Here is a 17,346-nt window from a genome sequence, read left to right on the forward strand (position 1 = left end):
CAGAAGTTCATCAAACCCATACAGAATAAGCCTTTCAGTAAAATCACCGTTCGTAATAGTTCGTATTAAATCGTTGACAGCCGCACACTTTGGCGGGTAAAAAACGAGTAAAGAAATTTACTCACCGGAATTTTACCCATGCTTACGGTTAAACAGATTGAAGCAGCGAAGCCAAAAGACAAGCCCTATCGTTTGCTCGATAGCAATGGCCTGTACCTCTACATACCAGTTTCTGGAAAAAAAGTATGGCAGTTACGCTTCAAGCTAGATGGCAAAGAAAAGATTTTAACCGTGGGTAAATATCCACTTATGTCGTTACAGGAAGCTAGAGATAAAGCCTATCTTGCTAGAAAAGACATCACCGATGGTATAGACCCCGTTAAATCAAAAAAGAAGAGCGAAAAGAACAACTCATTCTCAGCCATTTATAAGGAATGGTACGCTCACAAGCGTCAGGTTTGGTCTGAGGGGTACGCAACAGAATTACAGCGGATGTTTGAAACCGACATTCTCCCACTCATAGGAGCAATGGAGATAGACGAAGTCGAACCCATGACACTTTTATCTGTAGTGCGAAGAATTGAGGAGCGTGGGGCCATGGAGAGAGCAAACAAGGCTCGGCGTCGTTGTGGGGAGGTGTTTCGTTATGCCATTGTGACTGGTAGAGCAAAATACAACCCAGCTCCAGATCTCGCTGATGCTATGAAAGGCTACAGAAAGAAAAACTTCCCATTTCTACCTGCAGATCAAATACCCGCATTCAATCATGCTCTGGCTGGGTATTCAGGAAGTATAGTTTCAAAGATTGCGACCATGATCCTGCAATATACCGCCTTGAGAACGAAAGAACTCAGGTCGATGCAATGGTCAAATATCGATTTTGTTTCAGGGCTTATAACAATTGACGAATCTGTCATGAAAAACCGTAAGCCACATATCGTACCTATGTCACGGCAAGTTGTAGAGTTGCTAAAAACATTAAAGCCAATCACTGAACCAGTGTCGCCGTTTGTTTTTGCTGGAAGAAATGATAAAGGTAAGTCGATAAGTGAAAATGCTGTTTTGCTAGTCATCCGTCAAATTGGTTATGAAGGATTGGCAAGCGGTCACGGCTTCCGTCACCAGTTCAGTACAATTCTAAACGAGCATGAATGGCCATCCGAGGCGATAGAGCGTCAACTTGCTCATACAGATAAACACTCTGTGCGCGGAATTTATAACCACGCGCAGTATCTTGAAAAGCGGCGAGAAATGATGCAGTGGTGGGCTGATTGGATAGACTCAGGAGTAACTGCTGGATAGGTGCTGTTGAGTTCCCAGACCAGAAGATAGTGATGAGGCGGGATAAAGCTGAGGAGCTGATGAAGGCGCTCAAGAGAGCGATTGATTATGTTGATGCAGGGATCGAGCATCCGAACTCGTGTTTCTTTTATGACGACTGATTGCTGATCGGTTGTCCAGCGCTGGAAGAATTAACATATCTGAACTACATAATGCTTAAGTTATCCTAATAACTCAAAGTAGTTATATGGCGATTAAATGGAATTATATATGTTCAAAGTATTAGCAGTGTTAATTATCGGTCTGACTCTATCACTTCAAGCTGACGCGAGCCGTGGGCGTAAGCCTTGCTCTGGCTCTAAAGGTGGCATATCTCATTGTACAACTGACGGGCAGTTCGTTTGTAACGATGGGACGATTAGTAAATCGAAAAAGATTTGCCGCTGATTGAGGCCAACCTTAGACTGGTTTATCCCGGAGGCCTGAGGATACGTTCTAGGGGGGGTAACTAAGTTTGAACTCGCTAGGCATTGTAATCAGCGATGAATCAGCATTTTCTGCCAAACTGGCTTGTATTCTGCAAGTTAATATATATATTAACTCTTAGGTGGTGATAAATTGAAAGGCTCTATACAGGGTGAGTGTCATCGCATAGTGCATTGCAAGGGAGCATTGAAGTCCCTCAGTGAGTCCCTAAAAAGTGTAACTCCTGCAAAGAAGCAGAAAAGTATGCTGATATCTCTCACTCTGCAGCTTGAACGACTAGTTTCTGGAAAGAGAACACCTGATTTAAGTGCTCGCAAGGAAGGGGTGTTGCCATCACTGAATGGTAAGCCAGCAAAAAATTTCTGGGCTATAAAAAAGATCCCAATTAGAGGTTATTACTGGGAATCTGACAGACATGATATGACATTCTTCATGAGTCATTATATATACAAAGACTTTGATCGACTTGATGATGCAGACGTTCAAAAGGTAAGAAATAACTGGGAAAGAATCGAGCGGGGCTGTGATGATTGCTAACAATATGTTTAATGATGAAGATTTTGTTTTTCCTGAGGTTGGAGAGCGAGAGATGGCGTGTGAACGCCTGATTTTCAACACAACCGAGGATCTTCTTTTGGCAATGCAGGATGCGAACATTTCACAGTCAGAACTTGCTAAAAAGATGGGGAAATCTAAAGCCCATGTGTGCCAGTTGCTTGACGGCTCTAGAAATATGACTCTCAAAACTCTTTCTGATATGGCATATGCATTAGGAGCAATTGCGAAAGTTGTCATACTAAGAGAGGGGGTTGATGTTTCACATGTTGTTGCCCCTGAATTAAAACAGCTTGCATGGAACATGAGTGATGTCAGAACAAATCCTGTACAGACCATCAAGATTACTATTAAAGCCAGTAATGCGGAATACCAAACAAAATGTTACTAAGTGAATTACAACTTATTGAAGCATCAGTAATTAACAGCTCAATTATGCGCATAGGAGATTCTTATGGCGGAGATGTTACTTTTGAATATGGTAACCTAAATTTTGAAGCTGGAGGTCATCTGCTTTCCAATCCGGAATTATCGGTGATTGTTGTTAACGCTAGCCCCTACGGATATAGCTATGATTCTGAGAGTTCTGCCAAAGTGTTTTCGTTGAAAATGGATATCAAAATGGTTTACACATATCCAAAAGATGAAAAAATAGATGCAGATTTTCTTATTGATAACACTTGGTATTTCTCATCATTCATGAAAACTTACTTCAAATTCTTTGCCGATACACTGCTTGTACAATCTGGGATTAAAGGAATCTCCCTCCCCATGAATTGACCTATCCCCGCCAGCGAGCGGGGTTTTTATTACCCAGTTCATAACTCAAAGAATCATCCGCATTGCTATCTTAGATTTAATCCGTACAATCCGCGCCTGACAATATCCATCTGAATCACTTAAACGCATTAGCGATCCACTGGTATTGTCACTGCGCCGGTCTGTTATATACACTCTGATTTTTCTAATACTTCGGATTTCCTTCGAACTTACTCAACATAAGCTCGCTAGAGTGGTGGGAGCATTATTCAGAAGGAATTAAATATTCTCGCCATTTGTTAAGAAAATTCCACAGTTCTACGTCAGAGTGCAAATTATACTTCCTCATAACTTCCCGTTTTCTTTGACTTGCCATTTTCATTCCTATCCCTAGAATATTACCAACTTGAGACACACTAAACCCCCTATATAAATAATGGATTACACGTTTTTCACCTGCAGTTAATAATAAGCGACAGCATGAACGGCATTTTTCTTCTTTTTTTTCGTTTGATATAGTCCAAGCTTGAGACACCTTATGACGAACTTGCTCAACAGAGTCAACTCTTCGGATAAAAACGCTTTGTAAACATGGGCATAGGTTCTCAATAATCGGCAAATTTTGTCCTATACTAATACCAATAAGAAGGAAATTTTTTTTATGATGACTAAACATATAAGCGCAAATTCGGTCTATTCCTGCACTGAATGGTGTTACATAGATATCTGCATCACGTAATGCAACTGTTGCTGAAACTCCATCAATCCGTTTCAGAAGCATCCCCATATTTTCAGTGAAGATTTCCTCTAATAGGCACCACACACCGGAGCTATAGGCTTGATTAGCATCCTCAAGGTATACTTTAATCTCTGCAGGCACTCCCACCTCCTTTATACATCGAATCAGCATAAATCCACCAAGCTAGTTTTGAAACCAGCAGGCAAACCTTTGCTTATTATAGCGTTAGAACCTATATCATCAAAATAATAAACAGTCACCACAATAGAGTCACTCTGGTATTGTCACTGCGCCGGAGTCTTGCATACGCTCCGGCGCAAACCTAATTACTCTTCTGCAATTTCTTCTCGTGCCATTTCTTCTTGCGCTGCTTTTTGTGCCAGATTCCAGATCGAGTCCTGTGGCATTTCTACACGAACGGAAAGGAACTGGTCAGACGGTATATCAATTGGATCGCTTTCTTCATATCCGTCTTTGATATTTCTGGCAAATGCTGGAGCTTCTGGGTAAGTTCGGTGATAAGTTTTTACCAAGATAGAACCATCAGCATCGACTTCATAATCAAGCCAAAGCAAACGCTGACCATTGCGATCTTTGGGGATTTCAAAACCTCCATCAATACCGCCCCATGCTTTATCTGAGTGTGGGCCGAGAATATTACTTATGCGATAAACACCAACACCCTCGCGGGTCACCTGCGCACCTTCTGATTCATTATTTGTTTCAAACTTCCCATCACTGAAGATTTTAATAACAGGCGATGCTTTTTTAATGAACCCATTTGAATCAACTGTTGTTGTCCTAGTGCACCATAAATACTCAGTTCTCAAGTACCATGCCGCATCAACCGAATTGTATCCTGGATATCTATAACCTGCTTTTGTAGCTCCCATGAACCACTGACATGATGCGGATATACCCGAGTCATCAGGCCACCCTCTCACTGTTAATAGAGAAATGACTCCCGACTGATCGGTGCCGTTCGCCCCACTCTGAACACCTGCGCTGATGCCCAACGGCCAGTTATGTATATTTGCGTACCCGACGATAGAGCGACTGTCATAAACCGCTTGAGGAACGAACTCGCCGGGGATATATGAACCAGTCGTCGTTAGAAACCTTGAATTACTTTTCAGCCCTAGGCCACCTAACAACTTCATACCTGGAGTTTTCTCGCCAGTCCCTCCCTGCGCAATGCTGAGTGCAGTTTTTAGCCCGGAGATGCTTGTAATATCGCTGTTATCACCTGCATTGGCTTTTTTACCAAGTTCAACTATAAACGAATTCCATGCTGGCCCCGTATATGAGCTCCCATCGGGAAGCCTAACGGTGATAGTCCCTGTACCACTAAAGACCTGCTGCCAATTCTGTTTATCAAAATTTAGGCCGCGCAGTGCCTGCGCTGTATCTGCTGCAAGCTGCGCGGTAATAGCATTCATGGCATCACGCGGAATGGCATACCATGCTGCGCCAGCCTGCGTCGGACCATCATAATTTTTAATCAGTGTTACGCTTGCCGCGCTATTGACTGTTTTCACAGGTAACGTATAGGTAACGCCGCCGACAACGGAGGCAATAATATCCCCCGCTTTTAAGTCCGTGGTGAATGCCGTTCCCGCCCCAGTTACTGCCGCTGAGTTATGCGTTAGCGTTATTGTTCCGGCTGACATAGTGGCCTCTTAATTAAAATGTAAAATAATTGTCTGCATCTAAGATGGGGTAAGCAATCGGGGAGATGCCATCGGGAAAGGTGTAAGAGCTTTCAGTGTTCATCCCTGTTTTGTAAGTCGGCCCTCCGCATATTTGATTACCACTCATGCGTATTCCACAGTAAAACGTTGAGCTATACCCATTACCAACACTGGCCCCCTTCACTACACCCGCGCTCGATACGGGCACCAATGGCCGTGATACTGGCGTGCTCACCCATACATTTTGGCGGCTCGCTAAACTGACCGTACCCGCAATAAGTAGAGGTGGATAATCAGATGAGAAAGTGCATTGTCCCTGAGCGTTCCAAATGGCAAAACCATACTCGGGCGGCGTTGGAAAGAATCCCGATGAGAAAATAGCAATGCGCGCAGTGACACTCGCTGAAGCGCCATTCAATCCATAACAAGAGATGGTTTTTGACGAATTGTTATAGCCCAGCGCCACATTGGGATTGCTCCAATTCGCAAATATCACGCAGTTATCACGCATCGGGATATCTGCTGGCGCTGACCAACTCCCTGAAATCGTGACCTGCCCCGCCCAGACACAACAGCCCGCGCTGTTTGCATCGGATATTTCTAGATAATTAGTCGCATCTTGCAGGACGATGCCATACTCACCTGAATAGGCGCTGGCGGCGGTGACTTCAAAAACGGCGATTTCTGCAAATTTCCATCTTTTTAAATCATTAACGCCCGTGTATTGAAGCCACAGTCGATCGCCTTCAAGCCAGTAGCTTTTGACATAATCAAGGCCAACAATCGTAGAGACTGAATCCTGATAAGGCGCGCCTATCTTGATGGGTACGATATATACCTGCGAACCGGCTGTGCGCCCCTTGATATCAATGTAGGCGCGATAGCCTTTCTGTTGATCACTGGTTTGTGCCGTCCCATAAATGCCAAGAAACCGCATTGAGCGGCTTCCGGCAGAAATATCCATTTCCTTATTGGTTATCGATGGGAGAATTGATATTCCATAATTGCTCATCGAATTTTCCCCTGTTTCGTTCGGCGAATATTATTCTCGTCGAATGTCGCTATCCCCGTAGAATCGATAATGACCCCGCCTTGTCCTGGTGTTGTGCTATTGATTTCAATAGATCCTGTTCTAAAGCCAATGCGTATCCCTGCGTTCTTCGCGACATAGTCATCTGACTGGAGATAGTCGGTAATATTGGCTGACCCAATAGCAGCCTTGGCTATTTTTGCTGAGGTGATTGAGGCGGCTTGGATGAGTGCATCCTTAATAAAGACCTGCCCATTAACAACAAAGAAGGCCGCCTGATAATTACCCGGATCGCTCCCTGAATAAATCCCGAACTGATCGGCGGCAAATACCACCGTGGATTTGTATGTACCGCCAGAAGGTTCAATACTCATGCCAAAACCGGTGTTATATTTCACCCCGTTCCGTACTATGCCCATATTCAGGGTGTATGACGCTTTCGCTGTACCATCACTCTTAACTTCAGCGTTCATTTTTTGGTTTACGGAGGATGTTAAACTGCCGTCAGGCCCTATCTGCGCTTGCACGTAACTATCGAGACTAGAAATCGCCTTTTTGTTATCCGCGATGGCCGTTTGCTGCTGAATAATTTGTGCGTTTACACCATCAAACTGAGACTTAACGCTCGTGGTCAATTGCGAAAGTGCTTGATCCACGCTGGCGATAGTTGTCGTGATGGTTAATATTTCAGCCCGTACTGCGCCATACTGTTCAAATTGACGTGAAACAGTGCCGTGATTTGCAAGCGCGTCCTGCAGAATGCCGTCCAGATTGGTATCAACCCCATTTTGCACATTCTGGAACGCATCAGAACCGCGCACAGCCTCATCGATTAAATCGTTAAGATCACCTGAGTCCATTGAGCACAAGGCCGCAACTTCAATGAATGCGGATGAGCCAAAGGCGTTTATCGTCCTGATATACCAGTAATAGGTATGCTCAGCTTTCAGCTCATGGCTTGACCACGTCGTACCCATGCCAGCGCGAGTTGCATTCGCTTCAACGGTGGACGTATTGGCGTTAGGGAGTCGTGTTTCACCTGACGTCCAAAAATCAAACTGCGTCGAGACATTTACCAACGTAGCAAGTCTCGGGATCAGCGTGACCGAGAAGAACCCCTGTGTCACATCAACTTTCGACGGTGCTGGCGGTGCTTTGATGTTGAACTCTAATAGTGCCTCCGGCGACTCTGCCCCCATCTGATTGACGGCGATAACATGCGCGGTATAGCTATCTTGTGGCAATCCGGTTAACCGCGTGAAATTGCCCGGGACCTGTACGGATAACACCATTTCAGTACCACGGCGAATAATGACCTTGTTATAAACAAACTGACCAATATTCTGCCAAGACAAGACACCTTGAACTACTTGCCCTATTTCCTCTACGGTATATTTCAGGCTTTGCGGCTGCGCAACGCCGCCAGTAGGAAGATCGGTAAACGGAGGTCGCTCAATTGGTTTGCCTATTGCGTCCCCCCATACCTCTGACGTTTCCTGCTTCAGTGTCAGCTGTACGCCTGTCTGTAGTCCAAATTTCCAATCCGTTACGCGCATTTCCGTATCAATAATGCCGAGGGACGGGAAATTAACCTTCACGTACATACCAGGGCGATAACGGTAGCCGCTGAGATTGAGCGAAATATTCATCGTTCTTGAGATGCGCGTGCGTTTGAGCTTGATATCAGCCAAGCGTTGCGCCTGATATTCAGATGTGACGAAACGTAGCTTTAGATCCTGAGATATTTCTACACCATCTTCGGCTATCCACTCCGTAACCGAGACTGTCGGAAAATCAACTTCAGTGTACTTTTGCAGGGGATCGATAAACGTCCCCTTGATGGTATTCACTTTCTCTGACTGTGATACCTCAGGCATGATTTCAATATCACCCGCCAACTGGCTTTCGGTGATTACTTCTGTAGCAGGACCATAGTACGCACCGACAATGAGGCCATGTTTACCCGCAATATATGTGACCTCGCCCGAACAGGCGGATACCATGGACTCAAGGATACTGGCCTTGTTCTCACTCAGATCAAACTCACCATTGAGCGTATAGCGGCTTTCGCTGGAGCCGTCGGCATTGCTCACCGACTCATCGCAGATATTGGCCGCTTCTTGAAACTGATCCCAGTTAATATCGCTGTCAGAAACCTTTAAATAGCTGCGGTAGTAATCGAGAATGCATAGCGCGGCATTACTGGTATAAATCGTGGTGCCGGTGCGTGGGTCGTAAACTTTTCGCCCCATCTTTTCAACGGTCACGTTCGGGATACCGGAAGGAAATTTTTCAGCGTCAAATTTAAGGGTTAAGCGCAGCCATGAAATCCCTTTACCTATCATGTCCTCTTTCCACGACGGGCAGTTTTTCAGCATATATGGATCGGCGGTTTGTCGGTCTATATGCACTTCATAGGATGCGCTGTCGCCATATGACGTAATATTGTCGTCACCGAGAAATACCGAGCCTATCCCTGTGATGGGATGCCCTGCCAATGTGATGGCAAGATGTAATAATTCACCGTCCGTCTGATCGCCGGCCTGCTCTTCAGAGAAAAACAACGTGCCGGCTGATATACATTTTCCGTAAACCACCGTTTTCGCGCTGGCGGCGGCACGAAGCACCTGCTTACGCTCTTGCGGTGTGCGATATGAATCAATGGAGGGCGATTTCGTTAATACTTGAGTGGCGACCTGCGCGGCCACTGTGATAATCATTGCAATCGCATAGGCTTCATTTGCTGCGGCAACGCCAGCGGCGACGGCGGCAATGATAGGAATAGCGGCAGGCATTAGCGAACCCTCCATGCGCTGATGGGTTTTACACGAAGACAAACAAGGCCAGACTCACCCGGCACCCATACTGCGCCAGCATAAATAACCCCAGCACAGCGTGAACCTACATTTTCCACAATGGCAATATCACCCCGCTGCGCCAGCTTCACGGGGACCTCATCAAGGTAACGCGCCAGCACTTTCTCAAGAGAACCACCACCACGGAGTAGCGCCTTTTTAGCGCCACGCTCGTCGCGATATGTCCCTCGCCAATCCTTGGCAAAATCCTCACCACACATCGCTTCGGCACACTCCGCGGCAAATAGGCAACAGTCATGCTCGCCCCATAAAAAAGACCGCTGGGTAGCGGCCTTGAGCACTGTCGTTAATCGGTTATGCCAGTCTTTATGCTTCATACTCCCTCACGAATAAGTGAAGCCCGGCGCATCTTTTTTGCTGCCCCAGAAAATTGAACGTTCAGACATCTGCGCCACATAGCGAAAAATGCGATCGCCCGGCGCCGCACTCTGTTGAGATTCATCGGTGTAGCGATCGGGAAATGGCCGTTGCCAATCCTCGAAGATATTACTTACCGTATATTGCAGCGCATTTGTCTCCCCAGCCGTCGCCCCCGTGCTTGATATCTTTCCTTTGAAAATCAGGTCTGCCACTTGAGGCGCACCCTGATCATCAATCACCACCAGATAAATTTCCGCAGGGCGACCGACGCCGCGTTCATTCAATGTCTTAGCAAACATCGCCATATCCAGACCTGAAAGCGTCATTTTTAATTGGCTTGGGCTGGTTGTATTGGTTTCACCGACATCGTCTATCGCGCCCATACTGCCCATGCCGTAATACACCGCGCCGCCAAGAATGAGCGCCCCCGTGCCTGAATGGACATACGCTGTACCTGATTCGAATTGAACATTCGCAGCAACAACCGCGGTAACCCGATCCTTAGATAGCCAATCAACCATCGATGCAGAAAACGGGGAATACATCATTAGAACGCCTCCTCAAACTCTAGGGTGTAGCTGGTAAAAACACCGGGTACACGGCTGCCAGCCCCTTGCTGATTATCTTTAAGTTTGAAAACTCCATAGGGCTTTTCAACCTCAATCGGGGAATTTAGCACCGGCGCACTGCGTAACATCGGCGCAATCTGGATAATGGCCGTGCCGTCTGCTGCACTCTTGATATCGGCTGTCACCATCTTTAACTCACCATTGACGGTAATATAGTCACCGATAAGCAGAACGGTTTTGTTTGGCGTCCATCCCTTACTATGAAGTTGCGTACCTGACTGATCAGCATCGGACACTAACGGTTTACCCAGTGGCGGCCTGCCAGCCCGCCCCCAATCACGTATTTTCACCCTGCCATATTCGCCATCGAGCGCCGCGACCAAAGCATCGATACGACGGGAACGTTCATCCGTAAGATTGTTCAACGTCAATGAGCAAACCCAGCGCGTACCCGGGAAACGAACCGTTTGAGAGCTTCCATTGAAGGGGGAGCGAAATGTTTTTGTGTTACTTTCAGGGCGCCATGTCAGCGATGTGGGGCAGATATCAGCAGGCCATTCAAATATGTCTGCCATGGTATTCTCCTCTATTAAACCCCTAGCAGGCGGCGGCCTTGGCCTCTAGTTTGAAAATCTTGCAACATTTCCTGACGGGCCTTTTTAGCGCCGTCGGTCGCACCTTTATGCGCTGCCTCTTGCATGGCTTGGCGCAAGGCGGCATCACCATTACCCGAAATAGTGAAATGCTGATGAATGATGGTATCGCCACCAACGCCAGAGGCAGATTCCCCACCGACCATTCTCACACCCAGAGAACCATCCGCTGAGCGCGTTAATGGCATGATTGCCTCTGGCCCCGCCTCTCCCATGAGCCCAGCGCCTTTAGCAAAGGCAAAATAGGTTGGGGTGTTAACAATGGTGTTGCTATGTGCGCTCAATCCCTCAGAGGCATAGGCTCCACCTTTGGCATTAAGGGTGAGATTGTCGAAAGCCCCACTGCTAAACAAGCCACCAGCATCACCCGAAGCACCAGAAGCACCAGAAGCGCCGCCGCCGAACATGCTCATAAAGCCTGCGCCACCCAGACCTTTAATGCTGTTGACAAGCATTGCATTGAGAATAACTTTTTGCATCGACTGTAGAACGGATTTTGACCAGTCTTCCCAGCTGGTTTTATTACCACTTAAAGCACCTGACAGCGTATCAACAAAACCACTCATGGTATTACTGACGAGGCTTGCGGTCTGATCGGCATAGTTGGAAGCGGTATCCATCCAGTTAGATAACCCTTTTTGTGATCCTGCTAACCAGTCAGCCTCAGCGGCCGCGGATTCCTGATATTTTTTGTCTAAAGCATCCAATGCCGCCTGCCTTGCAGCAATCGCCTCAGATCCCTTATCCGTTTTATCGAAGACACGCTCTACCTGTTGGCGCTCGTTATATTGCTCTCGACCACGATCTCCCATCCCTCTCGTTTCAGAGATTTGGCTCGCATCATCCTGATATTTTCGGGTTGCATCACGAAGGTCTTTTAGTGCATCGCTCATTTCATGCTGCTTACGCACGGCTTCATCGGCTCGCTGCGTCCAACGTGCAAGTTCTGCTGATGAAGCTTTGAGGGATTTACGCTGCTCATCGGTCCACTTTGCGCCATTTTCATGAGACGCAGCAAACAGATCAGCGGCTTTCTCGCCTTGCGTAGCACGTACTCGCTGTACTTCAGTTGCGATACTCAGATCAGCAATCTTACGGCTATATTGTTCAGCTGTTTTTGCAGCAGAGTTTTCCGCCTTGTTCTGTGCGTTTGTAGCAGCTGTGCTATCTTTTTTGGCCAATGCTGCTGCTTCATCTTTTTGAGCGGCCTGATCCTTGTTATAGATATACTGCGTATAGAGTGCGCCAGTCAGCTTTAAATCATCAGCCTCGTACTGATGCTGGCGATGAAGTTTTTCCAGACCAGATAAACTAGCAAGCTCATTATCTCTGCGAGCACGTTCTACCGCGGTGGACTGCTGAGGGGTTGCTGATGCAGTTGAAACAACTGGTCCAGCATACTGGGGAGTTTTGAGACTGGCATTGACGCCCATGGAGCGATTAAGTAAATCATAGGCGCCCTTTAGCGTTGAGATTGCCCCAGCCTGCTCTACCGCTTTTTTTGCGGCTAGATCACTGGCATCATTTACTAGCTTCTGGGTTCCCCAAACCTTTGCCGCCACTTGCTCGCGTTCATACTCAAGCTTATTCAGCTGGTCGGTAGCTGACCGTTGCTTGGCTGTAAGCTCCTCTACCGACATCAAATTATTGATGCGTGCCAACATAGGACTTTCATCGTACTGCTTTTCCATGTCTTGCATGGCTTTCAGGCTATCGCGCGTTTGCTTGATTTTTTCATCAAGGCTGGCGAGATCCTCTTTTTGTGCAGCAAGAGAAGTGCGCGCATCTACAGCGGTAGATTTTAGCCCCGCAACTGACATTTCTTTTAGCTTGCTGTTAATCTCATCCAGATTACTAGCGAAACCAACCGCCTCTTTGTGGACCTGTTCCGTGTGCTGATAAAGCCCATACATGGCAGTTCCGGCAGCCAATATTACACCAGGCCACCCGCCAAGAAGACTTAACACGCCACCACCAAGTTTTGACATTGCAGAGGATGTTTCTGTTAAACGCCCAACCGCAGCCGATCGCCCGCTTATTGCATTATTTAGCGATAATTGGGCACTTGCTAATCTGCGCTCTGCTGATATTTGAGCCTCTATTGATACAGCAGCTGACTTTGCTTGTTGTGCGCGGTATACAGTTTCACGCGCAGCCTCAACGTTAGTCTGAGCGGCTCTCACCTGTGCTTGAGCTAACGCAATCTCTGCTGCAGCATTAGATATCACTGATTTGGTTGCAGCAGTTACACTGGTGAACATATTGCCGAAATACCGTGCAACACCGAGGCCGACCAGCACTCCCGTTACATTAGCAACAGTATCAATATTACCCGCGAGGCTATCTAGAACTCCCGATAAGGCAGATGATGCCCCAACAGCATCGTTAGCCCCACCGACCCAAGCCATAAAAGAATTTTGGACTTTCTGTGCAGAACCACTTATTGAGGCGGGTAGAGTTTCAAACTCCTTACGGAGTTGTTCGACATTCGTTAGTAATGGAACAATTTTGTCAGTAGTCAGCTCACCATTCTGAGCCATATTTCGCAGGCCGCCGACAGTGGTACCTAGGCCATCGGCTAATAATTTCGCTAACCTCCCACCATTTTCCATGATGGAGTTAAATTCTTCACCACGCAAAACACCTGAGCCCAATGCTTGGCTGAGCTGGGTAATAACAGAACTGGCCTCTTCTGTGCTTGCCCCTGAAAGTTTAAGTGAAGTTGCCACTGTCTCGGTAACGGCGGCCACGTCTTTTGATGCATAACCGGCATCGCGCAGTGATGATGCAATGCGACTATATAAACCAGAGTTAGCTTCCAACGACGTGCCCGTGCGCTGGCTTATATCCATAAGTGCGCGCTGAGCAGTGGAGTAATCTTCTGTTGAGGTTGAAGCTAGTCGGAGGCGACCATTCAATTGATTCCATGTATCGGCATAATGGATGAGCTCACTCGTTGCAAACGCCCCCGCAAACGCACCGGCTAATCCCATGGCAGAGGATTTAATTGATGCTAATTCAGCATTGAGATCATTTAGCGCTCTCTGCGTTTGTCTGGTTGCAGCGGCTGCCTTTTTCCCCCCTTGATCCATTGTCTTGTAATATTCGGACCCCATACGGGAGGCGCGGGCTATTTCAGTTTGAAATGAACTTGAATTCGCCGATACCTTAATAATTAATTCACGGAGAGTTGCCATAATTCACCCATAAAAAAACCCGCCGAAGCGGGTCGTATTTTCATTTCAAGATTAGGAAATTCCAGCTCTCTCTCTTGCCTCAGCTAAATATTCCTCATCCGTTTTTGTTGGTTTATCATCTTTTTCGATCAAATCAGAACCACAGTGTTTGCATTTTACGGCTTCGACTTTAATCAGTTCAGCGCAATAAGGGCATTTCTTTACGTCACCCTTAGCCATTTCGACGGATTCTTCATGCTTTATATCTTTCTTGATAATTATTGAGTGCACCAAGGCGACGATAAATAGAAGTGCACCATAAATCCACCAACCAAAAAATGAACGCCCTTTACTTTGAGCTATTAACGCTGGGATCAGGCCAATAACAATTGCTATGAGAATAAATTCCACGCTATATACCCTCTAGATTTATAATGAGCAATATATTAGCAGTGGATTCCATCAAATCAATTATTAACTGCCACCCTATTTTTACCCAGCCAGTTTCTCCAGAAAATCTTCGAGTCCAGATCCACCGTCATCCTCTTCTGGCTGTGGCCCCCAGCGAAGTAACATATCATCCAGCGTAGCTTTGCCACCCTGTGAGCGATAAACCGATGAGGCGACTAGCGCAGCCTGTATATCACCGCGCTTGTCACCAATTGGGCTTAATCTGTCGAACTCGATCCACATTTTCAACTCGCTAGCTGTGATGGTTTGCGTTAATTCGTGAACCGTTCTGCCCAGACGAAGCGCAAGCGTCATCAGGAAGAAAGTGCCGGGGTCTCTGACTTTTTTTCAGCGGTTGCCGATGAGGTGCTAAGGTCTAGCGCTTGTTTCAGAAGTCGGGCGTGAACGGGACCATAAATGGCCTCGACCTGAGATTTATCTTCAGCGGTGAATACGGGCTGATCGTTGTCATCGAGTAGCACATCAATAAATAGCACAACGTCGGCCTGCATATTGCGATGAGCAACCTGAGCGGCGCTCAGCGGCTGTGAGTCTTCGTCTTCATTCTGCTCTGGATTGATAATCTGACGCCATTCCAGCCACGCCTTTCCCGATGGCTCACGTAATTTTACCGACACATTTTCCCATTCAGGAACGGAGACGACTGAGGTTCGAAAGCCAGACATGGGAGCAAGGGCTAGTGCACGTAATGCATTTTTCATTATTGAACTCACTTTCAAAATTAAACGTTAAAAAAGCGGCCTGAGCCGCTTAGCTTGTTGCGTGAATACGCTGTGGTTTGCCCTTCAAGCGAAGCGTATAAGAAGCACTCACCACGCCTGCCGTTGCCACAGACCATGAGTTTTGGCGCACTTCAGCAAGGAAGGCGTAGCCGTTACCTGACGGGAAAGTGACCTTAAAAGCGCGCAGCTCATCATTTTCATAAGCGGTTTCCAGCTCATCCAAAACCGGATCATCCGCTGCCCAGTTACGGGTCAGGCTTAATTCACCCGGCGCGGCGAGCCCATTGGTCATTTCCTGCTCGGTGGAACACAGCGTGGTAACATCGATATCTGACTTTTGCCCGCCGGTATAGCTGATTTCACGCGTGGCACATTGCCCTTCAAGCCACGTCGCCCCAATGGGATCGACTTCCGTTGCAGGGCCGTCAGTGATGGACAGTTTTGTACCCTGCGTTTTTTCATATTTACTGCTCATGAGTTTTCTCCAGACATAAAAAAACCACCTTCCGGTGGCTGTTGTGGGCTATTCCCATATTTGGACTTCAAGCGTTGCCCGATAGAGCGATGTATCAGATTCGTAACCACTCGTACGGTTTACATTCACGGGTTTTAGCGGTTCTAGCGCTAATTGCACCTGTTGCCTAAGGGCGCTGGCATCATCAATGGTGCTGGCGTATGCATCTATTTGCACAGTGATAGCTGTTTCAGCCTGACCGCATAGAACATCGCCATCAACTTCTGAAACCAGAGAGAAGATGATCCACGGCGGCGATACAGCTGGTTCACCTTGGGCATTGAGTTTTACGACATAAGGATAAACCTGCCCACCCGCCAACGGCTTAAGATAGGGTTTGATATCTGCCTCAGTCATTTCGCTAACACCTTATCGATCGCTTCATTCGCTTTATCAAAGGCTGCCGATGTTGCTTCTTCCTGCTTGGCATCAAAGGCAGGACGAAGAAATGGAGCAGGAGGCAGCTTTGAGGTGCCAAGCTCAACAAAACGCCAGTAAAACGCATTATTTCTATTACTGGCCTTCATTTTGTTGTCACTGTTGCCCGTCGATGGGTTTGTTCCTCGAACATGGACGCCAGACATAATGCCACCGCCGCGATCGCGCATGGTGACAACAACGATGTTGCGCGCTAACTTTCCCGTTCGTTTGGGCGCTCGCTTAACAGCTTCATCCTTAAATACCGTTGCCGCTGCACGCGTGGCCGCTCGCATAACGCCGCGGTTTTCCGCACGACTTAAAGCCTCGAGATCTTTCGACAGATCGAGCAGCCCAGAAAAGTCGAGATTGGTGTCAATCATGGCTTAACGCCTCCCTTACACAGCAGCTCTAAGCGAGTAAACTTATCGTTAGCAATAGGGGGAGCAGCTAATCCATAAGCCATCTGTGGCTGTCCTTTGGGTGACCACAAAATTCGACTGGCGCTGCTGATATCAGCACGATATCTCAGCCATATTCTAATGCTCGCCTCGGCCATCTCAGCACCAGAAACCATGAGCTCTCGCCCAGAAATACCCTTAACCTCAGCAGGAACATTAGTGGCGACATCAAACCAAACCTCTTTTTCTTGGCCTGATGGCATTTCCTCAGTTCTAAAATTCTGAATAGTGATTCGATGACGAAATCGCCCTGGTTCCATTAGGATGTCTCCTCTTCGGCACTACCTCGCCAGTTCCTAACAAGAAACAGTAAATCCCCTGCCCGCTCGTTGGTATAAAGCTGAACTTCCGTTTGTGAGCCTCGGTGCTCAAAAGCATCACAAAAATATAGAAGCATCGCACTAATAACTTCAGATGGCAGATCAGAAGCAACTTTCCAGCGAGGTTCATCACACCAGCGCAGGCAGTAATCCAGCGCCGATTGTGCGTAACGTTTGATAACAGCGTCGCGGTCATCGCCGTCAAATTCAATGTGCTGACGCAGTTCCTCAATAGGCACAACGTCGAGAACGTCTATTGCCATAAG

21 protein-coding genes are annotated in these 17,346 nt (G+C 47.2%); 5 read left to right on the forward strand and 16 right to left on the reverse strand.

Going from position 1 to position 17,346, the window contains the following annotated elements; all coding sequences use genetic code 11:
- The first annotated feature begins 138 nt into the window (after nt 1-138).
- The 5 genes from U0008_RS14230 (at nt 139) to U0008_RS14250 (ending at nt 3,102) form a co-directional block, all read left to right on the forward strand.
- A complete protein-coding gene (locus U0008_RS14230; protein WP_043494282.1) occupies nt 139-1,302 on the forward strand; it encodes a tyrosine-type recombinase/integrase in 1,164 nt (387 codons plus the stop codon).
- 249 nt (nt 1,303-1,551) lie between these two features.
- On the forward strand, nt 1,552-1,728 hold the full coding sequence (locus U0008_RS14235) for a YdcA family protein (protein WP_226930209.1): 177 nt from the start codon (nt 1,552-1,554) through the stop codon (nt 1,726-1,728).
- A gap of 282 nt (nt 1,729-2,010) precedes the next feature.
- Nucleotides 2,011-2,304 carry a hypothetical protein gene (locus U0008_RS14240; protein ID WP_035504242.1) on the forward strand — a complete coding sequence of 98 codons (294 nt, stop codon included), beginning with the start codon at nt 2,011-2,013 and terminating at the stop codon, nt 2,302-2,304.
- The gene (locus U0008_RS14245; RefSeq protein ID WP_043495717.1) at nt 2,294-2,713 is read left to right on the forward strand and encodes a helix-turn-helix domain-containing protein; all 420 of its coding nucleotides are present in this window, start codon (nt 2,294-2,296) and stop codon (nt 2,711-2,713) included. Before U0008_RS14240 ends, U0008_RS14245 begins: the two co-directional genes overlap by 11 nt.
- Nucleotides 2,704-3,102 carry a hypothetical protein gene (locus U0008_RS14250; RefSeq protein WP_004096324.1) on the forward strand — a complete coding sequence of 133 codons (399 nt, stop codon included), beginning with the start codon at nt 2,704-2,706 and terminating at the stop codon, nt 3,100-3,102. The genes U0008_RS14245 and U0008_RS14250 overlap by 10 nt, the downstream gene beginning before the upstream one ends.
- Before the next feature lie 244 nt (nt 3,103-3,346).
- Here U0008_RS14250 and U0008_RS14255 read toward each other — a convergent pair whose 3' ends face one another.
- The 16 genes from U0008_RS14255 to U0008_RS14330 form a co-directional block, all read right to left on the reverse strand.
- Nucleotides 3,347-3,961, reverse strand: coding sequence for a helix-turn-helix transcriptional regulator (locus tag U0008_RS14255; RefSeq protein ID WP_121626120.1), 615 nt, complete (start codon nt 3,959-3,961; stop codon nt 3,347-3,349).
- A 185-nt stretch (nt 3,962-4,146) separates the two neighbouring features.
- The gene (locus U0008_RS14260; protein WP_151200928.1) at nt 4,147-5,490 is read right to left on the reverse strand and encodes a phage tail fiber protein; all 1,344 of its coding nucleotides are present in this window, start codon (nt 5,488-5,490) and stop codon (nt 4,147-4,149) included.
- Nucleotides 5,491-5,503: 13 nt separating this feature from the next.
- On the reverse strand, nt 5,504-6,523 hold the full coding sequence (locus U0008_RS14265; RefSeq protein ID WP_147440552.1) for a DUF6453 family protein: 1,020 nt from the start codon (nt 6,521-6,523) through the stop codon (nt 5,504-5,506).
- On the reverse strand, nt 6,520-9,336 hold the full coding sequence (locus U0008_RS14270) for a phage tail tip protein J-related protein (protein WP_080723957.1): 2,817 nt from the start codon (nt 9,334-9,336) through the stop codon (nt 6,520-6,522). Before U0008_RS14270 ends, U0008_RS14265 begins: the two co-directional genes overlap by 4 nt.
- Entirely contained in the window at nt 9,336-9,734 is a 399-nt protein-coding gene (locus U0008_RS14275) for a DUF6950 family protein (protein ID WP_043494302.1), read from the reverse strand. Before U0008_RS14275 ends, U0008_RS14270 begins: the two co-directional genes overlap by 1 nt.
- Nucleotides 9,735-9,740: 6 nt before the next feature.
- A complete protein-coding gene (locus U0008_RS14280; RefSeq protein WP_043494304.1) occupies nt 9,741-10,325 on the reverse strand; it encodes a hypothetical protein in 585 nt (194 codons plus the stop codon).
- Nucleotides 10,325-10,921 carry a hypothetical protein gene (locus U0008_RS14285; protein ID WP_043494308.1) on the reverse strand — a complete coding sequence of 199 codons (597 nt, stop codon included), beginning with the start codon at nt 10,919-10,921 and terminating at the stop codon, nt 10,325-10,327. The genes U0008_RS14280 and U0008_RS14285 overlap by 1 nt, the downstream gene beginning before the upstream one ends.
- A 14-nt stretch (nt 10,922-10,935) precedes the next feature.
- A complete protein-coding gene (locus U0008_RS14290; protein ID WP_043494311.1) occupies nt 10,936-14,196 on the reverse strand; it encodes a phage tail tape measure protein in 3,261 nt (1,086 codons plus the stop codon).
- 51 nt (nt 14,197-14,247) lie between these two features.
- Nucleotides 14,248-14,586, reverse strand: coding sequence for a zinc ribbon domain-containing protein (locus U0008_RS14295; protein WP_043494313.1), 339 nt, complete (start codon nt 14,584-14,586; stop codon nt 14,248-14,250).
- 81 nt (nt 14,587-14,667) lie between these two features.
- Nucleotides 14,668-14,940, reverse strand: a complete 273-nt coding sequence (locus U0008_RS14300; protein ID WP_043494316.1) for a phage tail assembly protein T — start codon at nt 14,938-14,940, stop codon at nt 14,668-14,670.
- Nucleotides 14,940-15,347 (reverse strand): phage tail assembly chaperone, encoded by a 408-nt coding sequence (locus tag U0008_RS14305; protein WP_043494318.1) that lies wholly within the window; start codon nt 15,345-15,347, stop codon nt 14,940-14,942. Before U0008_RS14305 ends, U0008_RS14300 begins: the two co-directional genes overlap by 1 nt.
- A gap of 49 nt (nt 15,348-15,396) precedes the next feature.
- A complete protein-coding gene (locus U0008_RS14310; protein WP_043494322.1) occupies nt 15,397-15,843 on the reverse strand; it encodes a phage tail tube protein in 447 nt (148 codons plus the stop codon).
- Nucleotides 15,844-15,891: 48 nt separating this feature from the next.
- On the reverse strand, nt 15,892-16,239 hold the full coding sequence (gp17, locus tag U0008_RS14315) for a tail completion protein gp17 (RefSeq protein WP_043494325.1): 348 nt from the start codon (nt 16,237-16,239) through the stop codon (nt 15,892-15,894).
- Entirely contained in the window at nt 16,236-16,682 is a 447-nt protein-coding gene (locus tag U0008_RS14320) for an HK97-gp10 family putative phage morphogenesis protein (protein ID WP_043494329.1), read from the reverse strand. The genes gp17 and U0008_RS14320 overlap by 4 nt, the downstream gene beginning before the upstream one ends.
- Nucleotides 16,679-17,020 (reverse strand): phage head closure protein, encoded by a 342-nt coding sequence (locus U0008_RS14325; RefSeq protein ID WP_043494331.1) that lies wholly within the window; start codon nt 17,018-17,020, stop codon nt 16,679-16,681. Before U0008_RS14325 ends, U0008_RS14320 begins: the two co-directional genes overlap by 4 nt.
- Nucleotides 17,020-17,343: a head-tail connector protein gene (locus U0008_RS14330; protein WP_193065875.1), complete on the reverse strand. Its 324-nt coding sequence runs from the start codon at nt 17,341-17,343 to the stop codon at nt 17,020-17,022. The genes U0008_RS14325 and U0008_RS14330 overlap by 1 nt, the downstream gene beginning before the upstream one ends.
- Nucleotides 17,344-17,346: the final 3 nt, after the last annotated feature.

This window comes from Hafnia alvei (assembly GCF_034424155.1).
Taxonomy (GTDB): domain Bacteria; phylum Pseudomonadota; class Gammaproteobacteria; order Enterobacterales; family Enterobacteriaceae; genus Hafnia; species Hafnia alvei.

Bases quoted from the DNA above. Each gene is read 5' to 3' on its own strand.
- U0008_RS14260 (WP_151200928.1), bottom strand. From the start codon at position 5,490: ATGTCAGCCGGAACAATAACGCTAACGCATAACTCAGCGGCAGTAACT.
- U0008_RS14235 (WP_226930209.1), top strand. From the start codon at position 1,552: ATGTTCAAAGTATTAGCAGTGTTAATTATCGGTCTGACTCTATCACTT.
- U0008_RS14240 (WP_035504242.1), top strand. From the start codon at position 2,011: ATGCTGATATCTCTCACTCTGCAGCTTGAACGACTAGTTTCTGGAAAG.
- U0008_RS14330 (WP_193065875.1), bottom strand. From the start codon at position 17,343: ATGGCAATAGACGTTCTCGACGTTGTGCCTATTGAGGAACTGCGTCAG.
- U0008_RS14325 (WP_043494331.1), bottom strand. From the start codon at position 17,020: ATGGAACCAGGGCGATTTCGTCATCGAATCACTATTCAGAATTTTAGA.
- U0008_RS14280 (WP_043494304.1), bottom strand. From the start codon at position 10,325: ATGATGTATTCCCCGTTTTCTGCATCGATGGTTGATTGGCTATCTAAG.
- U0008_RS14275 (WP_043494302.1), bottom strand. From the start codon at position 9,734: ATGAAGCATAAAGACTGGCATAACCGATTAACGACAGTGCTCAAGGCC.
- gp17 (WP_043494325.1), bottom strand. From the start codon at position 16,239: ATGACTGAGGCAGATATCAAACCCTATCTTAAGCCGTTGGCGGGTGGG.
- U0008_RS14245 (WP_043495717.1), top strand. From the start codon at position 2,294: ATGATTGCTAACAATATGTTTAATGATGAAGATTTTGTTTTTCCTGAG.
- U0008_RS14270 (WP_080723957.1), bottom strand. From the start codon at position 9,336: ATGCCTGCCGCTATTCCTATCATTGCCGCCGTCGCCGCTGGCGTTGCC.
- U0008_RS14265 (WP_147440552.1), bottom strand. From the start codon at position 6,523: ATGAGCAATTATGGAATATCAATTCTCCCATCGATAACCAATAAGGAA.
- U0008_RS14290 (WP_043494311.1), bottom strand. From the start codon at position 14,196: ATGGCAACTCTCCGTGAATTAATTATTAAGGTATCGGCGAATTCAAGT.
- U0008_RS14230 (WP_043494282.1), top strand. From the start codon at position 139: ATGCTTACGGTTAAACAGATTGAAGCAGCGAAGCCAAAAGACAAGCCC.
- U0008_RS14310 (WP_043494322.1), bottom strand. From the start codon at position 15,843: ATGAGCAGTAAATATGAAAAAACGCAGGGTACAAAACTGTCCATCACT.
- U0008_RS14250 (WP_004096324.1), top strand. From the start codon at position 2,704: ATGTTACTAAGTGAATTACAACTTATTGAAGCATCAGTAATTAACAGC.
- U0008_RS14320 (WP_043494329.1), bottom strand. From the start codon at position 16,682: ATGATTGACACCAATCTCGACTTTTCTGGGCTGCTCGATCTGTCGAAA.
- U0008_RS14285 (WP_043494308.1), bottom strand. From the start codon at position 10,921: ATGGCAGACATATTTGAATGGCCTGCTGATATCTGCCCCACATCGCTG.
- U0008_RS14305 (WP_043494318.1), bottom strand. From the start codon at position 15,347: ATGAAAAATGCATTACGTGCACTAGCCCTTGCTCCCATGTCTGGCTTT.
- U0008_RS14300 (WP_043494316.1), bottom strand. From the start codon at position 14,940: ATGACGCTTGCGCTTCGTCTGGGCAGAACGGTTCACGAATTAACGCAA.